Here is a 6,368-nt window from a genome sequence, read left to right as displayed (position 1 = left end):
GCTCTACCAACTGAGCTATTCCCGCGTCGTGATGGGTGCCATTTTAGCGATATCCAAAACCGCGTCAACCCCTTGATTCAAAAAAACTTTTATTTCTGCTCCGAGCCTTCGCGCAGGTGCGGCCAGGCGGCCACCAAGTAGTGCACCATCGACCAGAGGGTCAAACCCGCTGCCACTAACAATAACCCGTAACCCAGAATGACCCAGAAAGTCACCGCTGGCGGATTGCCCAGCAGGATCACCAACGCCAGCATCTGTGCAGCCGTCTTCCACTTGCCCAGGTTGGACACGGCCACATGGGCCCGCGCGCCCAGCTCGGCCATCCACTCGCGCAGCGCCGACACCACGATCTCGCGACCGATGATGACTGCAGCGGGCAATGTGAGCCAGAAGTTGGCGTGGGTTTGCACCAGCAGTACCAGCGCAACGGCGACCATCAGCTTGTCGGCCACCGGGTCCAGGAACGCACCGAACGGGGTGCTCTGCTGCAACCGACGCGCCAGGTAACCATCCAGCCAGTCGGTGGCGGCGGCGACGGCGAATACGCTGCTGGCGGCCATGTAGCTCCAGTGGAACGGCATGTAGAACAGCAGGATGAAAATCGGGATGAGCAGAACGCGTAGAACGGTGAGCAGGTTTGGAATATTCATCGGTACGACTGGCTGCGGGTTGAACCCGGCATTCTACTCGCTATGCAGGCTGGCATAAATCGACTCGGCAAGCTTTTTACTGATGCCCGGTGCCTTGGCAATCTCGTCGACACTGGCGCGGTTGAGCTCTTGCAGGCCGCCGAAATGTTTCAGCAAGTCGCGCCGGCGCTTGGGCCCGACGCCTGCCACATCCTCCAGGCTCGACACTCGCCGGGCCTTGCCGCGACGAGCACGGTGACCGGTGATCGCGAAGCGGTGAGCCTCGTCGCGGATCTGTTGGATCAGGTGCAGCGCCGGCGAATCGCCCTTGAGGGTGAATTCGTTGTGCACATCGTTCAGGTAAAGGGTTTCGAAGCCGGCCTTGCGCGTAACGCCTTTGGCCACGCCAAGCAGGGTCAGCTCACTGAAACCCAGCTCCTGCATCACATCGCGCGCCATGTTCAACTGGCCCTTGCCCCCGTCCACCAGCAGTACGTCCGGCAGCTTGCCTTCGCCATCACGGATGCGCCCGTAACGACGGGTCAGGGCCTGGTGCATGGCGGCGTAGTCGTCGCCGGCAGTCACGCCTTCGATATTGAAGCGCCGGTAGTCCGACTTGATCGGCCCCTCCGGCCCGAACACCACGCAGCTGGCGACCGTGGCCTCGCCACTGGAATGGCTTATGTCGTAGCACTCCAAGCGCTGCGGCACTTCGTCCAGGTCCAGCACTTGAGCCAGTGCGTCGAAGCGTGCGGCCATGTGTTGGCGGTTGGCCAGGCGCGCGTTGAGCGCCTGCTCGGCATTGGTCACTGCCAACTGCTGCCAGCGCGCGCGGGTGCCACGCACTCGGTGACTGATGGTCAGCTCGCGGCCGCGCAGGGCGTTGAGGGCTTCGGTGATGGCCTCGAAGTCCTCGTGCACCACGTTGACGATCAGCTCCCCCGGCAACTCACGCTCCGGGTTGCCGACGTAGTACTGCGAAACGAAAGCCGCCATCACCTCGGAGACGTCTTCCTCGATACCGACCTGCGGGAAGAAGTTCTTGCTCCCCAGCACACGCCCACCACGGACGCTGATCATGTGGACGCAAGCGCCACCAGGGTTGACGAACGCGGCGATGACGTCGACCTCGCCGCTGCCCCCTTCGATGTATTGCTGGTCCTGTACCCGGCGCAGCAGGCCAATCTGGTCGCGCAGTTCGGCCGCCTTTTCGAAATTGAGGTCCATGGCGGCCTTTTCCATCTCGGCATTGAGCTCGTTGCCCAACTGCTGGCTGCGCCCTTCCAGGAACATCACCGAGTGGCGCACGTCTTCGGCATATTCCTCGGCGCTGACCAGGCCGGTACAGGGCCCCTTGCAGCGCTTGATCTGGTATTGCAGGCACGGGCGGGTGCGGTTGGCGTAGTAGCTGTCCTCACATTGCCGTACCAGAAAGGTCTTCTGCAGCACGCTCAGGCTCTCGCGGATGGCCCCGGCACTTGGGTAAGGGCCGAAGTAGCGCCCCTTGGCTTTCTTCGCGCCCCGATGAATGCCAAGCCGTGGAAACTGACCGTCGGAGAGGAATACATAAGGGTAGGACTTGTCGTCACGCAGCAGGATGTTGTACGGCGGGCGCCACTCCTTGATCAGGTTCTGCTCCAGCAACAGCGCCTCGGTTTCGTTGGCGGTGATGGTGGTTTCCACCTGAGCGATGCGGCTGACCAGCGCAGCGGTCTTGGGCGCCAGCCCGGACTTGCGAAAATAGCTGGCAAGGCGCTTCTTGAGGTTCTTGGCCTTGCCCACGTAGAGCAGCCGCGCATCGGCATCGAACATTCGGTACACACCCGGGCGACCACTGCAGGTCGCCAGGAATGCGCTGGCATCAAAGACTTCAGACATGAGGTTTACAGGCTTGCGTCAACCATACCGTGGCGAACGGCCAGCAATGTCAGTTCGACGTCACTGGTGACCGAGAGTTTTTCAAAGATCCGGTACCGGTAGGTATTGACGGTCTTGGGTGAGAGGCACAACTTGTCGGAAATGATCTGCACTTTCTGGCAGCCGACGATCATCAGGGCAATCTGGATTTCACGCTCGGACAACGCATCGAACGGCGAGCCCTGTGGCTGGAACGATTTGAGCGCCAACTGCTGGGCGATCTGCGGGCTAATGTAACGTTGGCCGGCGAATGCCAGGCGAATGGCCTGAACCATCTCATCGAGCCCTGCCCCCTTGGTCAGGTAGCCGGCCGCGCCTGCTTGTAGCAGGCGCGTGGGGAACGGGTCTTCTTCACACACGGTCACTGCCACCACCTTTATGTCAGGGTGACTGCGCAGCAACTTGCGTGTGGCCTCAAGGCCGCCGATGCCAGGCATCTTGACGTCCATCAGTACAACGTCTGGCTTGAGCTCGCGCGCAAGCTTGAGCGCCGATTCGCCAGAGTCCCCTTCACCTACCACCTGCAAGCCGTCGATGTCGGCCAGCATGCGCGTAATACCGGTTCGTACCAGATCGTGGTCGTCGACCACTAGGACCCTAATCAAGCACACACCTCTTCAGCAGGGCGATTGGATGCCGCCACCTTAACAAAATTTTTCACAACCGGCCTAGCGCATTGCTTTCGTCAGAAACGGCTGACGACCGGCGTCCGAACTTATACGCCCCGGATGCTCATGCCTGTCGTCGGACAGACGTTTCAACAGGTGATAAATCGCCGCCCTGTCGGCTTCAGCGACGCGCCGAAGCGCGTTGAGCACGTCCGACTCCTGCGCACTAAGCCCGTGCAAGGGTACAGGGGTACGCACCCCGTTAAGCACATACAGCGCATCAACCCCCCTGGCCGCTACGGCGGCCAGGTAATCGACACGTGGCGTGCGCTCCCCACTCTCGTACTTGCCCTGCGCGTTGGGTTCCACCCCGCCGATATCGCCGAATACACGCTGGGTCATGCCCAGCCGTTCACGTTCTTCCCGCAGCCGGGGGCCGATTCCATTCATCCGGGCGTCTCCTTGTCCCTGGGTATCTCCGAGCAGCGCCACGTCCGCACTTACCTCCGCGTCGCTCACACAGGGCACTATGCCGCTGCCAGCCGGTTGGGACAAGGCATCATTGTCCTGAGCAATCGATCGTGCGCTGCATGCGCACAAAACAGTCATCCTCACCCATTTCGACGAAGCCTCGTCGCTGGTAAAGCCTGCGCGCCGGATTGGTGCGAAACACCATCAGCCTGAGCAACGCCAGGCGCCGTTGGGCTGCCCAATGCGCAAGCGTTTCGAGCACCCAGCTACCAACGCCCTGCCCTTGGTGGGCGGGAAGCAAATGCAACTCCCGGATGAACAGCGCCTGGCTATCCTGGCTGAGGCTGCAGAAACCCAACACGGCGTCGGTATCGGTCACCAGCCACTGCTCGCGCCATTGCCAGGCCTGATCGAACGCCTGCTCCACCCAGAGCAGGTCGTAGCGGTGGTAATACGGCAGCATGAGACGGCGCGTCAGGTCGCGGGCGAACGCAAGGTCACTGTCAGTGGCAGGGGTCAGTTGCAGCATCACGCGTTCTCCCGCTCAGGCAGGCTTGGCCGTAAGGAACTCACGCCCTTGCATGGGCCTGGCGCTGCAACTTATCGGTATCGACACGGACGAACACCGAATCGGCCCTGACAGTGAGCACCCCATCGGCCCACACCTCGCAGATCACCCGGCTTTTGCGTGCTACTTCCCCCTCAACCCGAGCCTTGAGCAGCAGCTCAACCCCCATAGGGGTTGGTTTGAGGTACTCAAGCCCCAGGCGGCCAGTGACGCAGTCGATACGCGGTAAGCTGCCAGGCGCCCGGCCTTCGTTTCGATAGTGGTAGGCCATGGCCGTCCAATTGGAGTGGCAGTCCACCAGCATCGCGAGCAATCCGCCGTAGACCAGCCCCGGCCAGCCGGTAAAGGTAGCGTCGGGGGTGTGCCGGCAGATCAGATGAATGCCGTCTTCGGCCCAATGGCTTTGTACATGCAGCCCGCCCGGATGGGCGCTGCCACAGCCATAGCAAATGCCATCCGGGGCAGCCACTGCCTGCAGGCTCAAGGCTTGATCGTTCATACGCTTCCTGTGCTTGTTGTAATGAGGGCGCGCTACGCCCTCATTAAAGCAGAGAGGTCACGCGGTTTGCAGGCTCGCCTTGCCGGGGCGCCTGGCCAGCGCTACTACAAGGATGAACGTCGTGACCCCGGCTGTCATCAATGTTTCGTATCGGTAGGCATCGCTGACCAACATGTATCCCAGCACCAGGACGATGGTGGCGATCACCAGCCAGGTCAGCCATGGGAACAACCACATCTTGAGCTCCAGCGGGCGCCCTTCCCGCTCTGCGCGGGCGCGCATGCGCAATTGCGACACGGCGATGACCAGATACACCAGCAGCGCAATGGCACCGGTGGTGGACAGCAGAAAGCCGAACACCTTGCCTGGGAACACGTAGTTGACCAGACACCCGGCAAACCCTGCCAACGTCGAGAGGATCACCGCGACCGTGGGCACGCCGGAGCCTGAGATACGCCGGGTCATGGGCAGGGCCTGCCCGCGAGCACCCAGCGAATACAGCATGCGCGAGGCGGTATACAGCCCCGAGTTCATGCAACTGGTCACGGCTACCAACACCACCAAGTCCACCAGCAGCTTGGCACCAGGCACGTTCAGCACTTCAAGTACGCGTTGGAACGAGCCGACTGCCTTGAGCCCTGGATCATTCCAGGCCACCAGCGAAACCACCAGAAAGATCGAAGCCAGGTAGAAGATCGCGATGCGATACACCACCAGGTTGGTGGCACGCCGGATCTTGTCCTTGGGGTTGGCCGTCTCGTCGGCAGCGATGGTGACGATCTCCGCGCCAAAGAACGAAAAAATGGTGATCAGCACGCCGCCCAGTACGGTGCCAAAGCCATTGGGCATGAAGCCCCCAGCATCCCAGAGTCGGCTGACCCCGGACACCTCGGCCAAGGGCCAGAACCCACTCACCGCCAAGGTACACACGACGATGAAGGCAACGATGGCCACGACCTTGATCAACGCGAACCAGTATTCGAACGCGCCGAAGTTATTGACACTGATCAGGTTGGTGCCCGATAGCACGAGCATGATCAGGAAGGCGAACAGCCAGGAAGGCACCCCGGGAAAGTAGGCATGCAGAATATCAGCGCCGGCGATGGCCTCGACTGGAATGATCAATACCCAGAACCACCAGTACAGCCAGCCGATGGTGAAGCCTGCCCACGGGCCGATGGCTTGCGAGGCGTACGTGGAGAACGAGCCGCTGTTAGGGTTGGCAATGGCCATCTCACCCAGCATGCGCATCACCAGCAACACCAGCAGCCCGGTCATGGCATAGGACATGAGAATGGCCGGGCCTGCCGTGGCGATGGCGTTGGAGGAGCCAATGAACAGCCCGGCGCCTATGATGCCGGCAATGGAAATCATCGATACCTGGCGCGAAGTCAGGCCATGTTGCAAGGAACGCTGTTTCTTGTTGTTCGTGGAAGCCATGTTGAACCCTCTGACTGGATCGCACGGTCATTTTTTGATCCGAGTCAGTATTGGGGCTTGGCCGGGGCGTCACAAACGACGTTTTATCACTACGTGATTCCCTCAAGGAATGATCACGTGCTCTTACACATAGGAACACGTTCTCTAAACTGGCCTGCAGGCCTATGTCGTGAAGGTCAGTTCATAAGGCTCCGAGTTCATCGCTCGCAGAGCGTTAATGACTGACTCGAATACAT

7 protein-coding genes are annotated in these 6,368 nt (G+C 60.9%); all 7 read right to left on the bottom strand.

The window, feature by feature from the left end:
- Window positions 1-89: 89 nt before the first annotated feature.
- Window positions 90-650 (bottom strand): CDP-diacylglycerol--glycerol-3-phosphate 3-phosphatidyltransferase, encoded by a 561-nt coding sequence (gene pgsA / locus B2S33_RS12680; RefSeq protein ID WP_023534788.1) that lies wholly within the window; start codon window positions 648-650, stop codon window positions 90-92.
- A 33-nt stretch (window positions 651-683) separates the two neighbouring features.
- Window positions 684-2,507, bottom strand: a complete 1,824-nt coding sequence (uvrC, locus tag B2S33_RS12675; protein WP_027916238.1) for an excinuclease ABC subunit UvrC — start codon at window positions 2,505-2,507, stop codon at window positions 684-686.
- A 5-nt stretch (window positions 2,508-2,512) separates the two neighbouring features.
- Window positions 2,513-3,151: a response regulator transcription factor GacA gene (gene gacA / locus B2S33_RS12670; RefSeq protein ID WP_027916239.1), complete on the bottom strand. Its 639-nt coding sequence runs from the start codon at window positions 3,149-3,151 to the stop codon at window positions 2,513-2,515.
- Window positions 3,152-3,214: 63 nt separating this feature from the next.
- Window positions 3,215-3,604, bottom strand: coding sequence for a helix-turn-helix domain-containing protein (locus tag B2S33_RS12665; RefSeq protein WP_110606571.1), 390 nt, complete (start codon window positions 3,602-3,604; stop codon window positions 3,215-3,217).
- A 109-nt stretch (window positions 3,605-3,713) separates the two neighbouring features.
- On the bottom strand, window positions 3,714-4,157 hold the full coding sequence (locus B2S33_RS12660) for a GNAT family N-acetyltransferase (protein ID WP_027916240.1): 444 nt from the start codon (window positions 4,155-4,157) through the stop codon (window positions 3,714-3,716).
- A 37-nt stretch (window positions 4,158-4,194) separates the two neighbouring features.
- Entirely contained in the window at window positions 4,195-4,692 is a 498-nt protein-coding gene (locus B2S33_RS12655; protein WP_027916241.1) for a PaaI family thioesterase, read from the bottom strand.
- Between the two features lie 57 nt (window positions 4,693-4,749).
- Window positions 4,750-6,132 (bottom strand): amino acid permease, encoded by a 1,383-nt coding sequence (locus tag B2S33_RS12650; RefSeq protein ID WP_288650399.1) that lies wholly within the window; start codon window positions 6,130-6,132, stop codon window positions 4,750-4,752.
- Between the last annotated feature and the right edge of the window lie 236 nt (window positions 6,133-6,368).

Source organism: Pseudomonas sp. UBA5568 (assembly GCF_002425525.1).
GTDB lineage: Bacteria > Pseudomonadota > Gammaproteobacteria > Pseudomonadales > Pseudomonadaceae > Aquipseudomonas > Aquipseudomonas fulva.
The sequence above is the reverse complement of the archived record's forward strand: the minus strand, read 5'-3'. Positions and strand labels throughout refer to the sequence as shown.

Coding starts and splice junctions, on each gene's coding strand:
- pgsA (WP_023534788.1), bottom strand. CDS start 650: ATGAATATTCCAAACCTGCTCACCGTTCTACGCGTTCTGCTCATCCCG.
- uvrC (WP_027916238.1), bottom strand. CDS start 2,507: ATGTCTGAAGTCTTTGATGCCAGCGCATTCCTGGCGACCTGCAGTGGT.
- B2S33_RS12665 (WP_110606571.1), bottom strand. CDS start 3,604: ATGAATGGAATCGGCCCCCGGCTGCGGGAAGAACGTGAACGGCTGGGC.
- B2S33_RS12655 (WP_027916241.1), bottom strand. CDS start 4,692: ATGAACGATCAAGCCTTGAGCCTGCAGGCAGTGGCTGCCCCGGATGGC.
- B2S33_RS12650 (WP_288650399.1), bottom strand. CDS start 6,132: ATGGCTTCCACGAACAACAAGAAACAGCGTTCCTTGCAACATGGCCTG.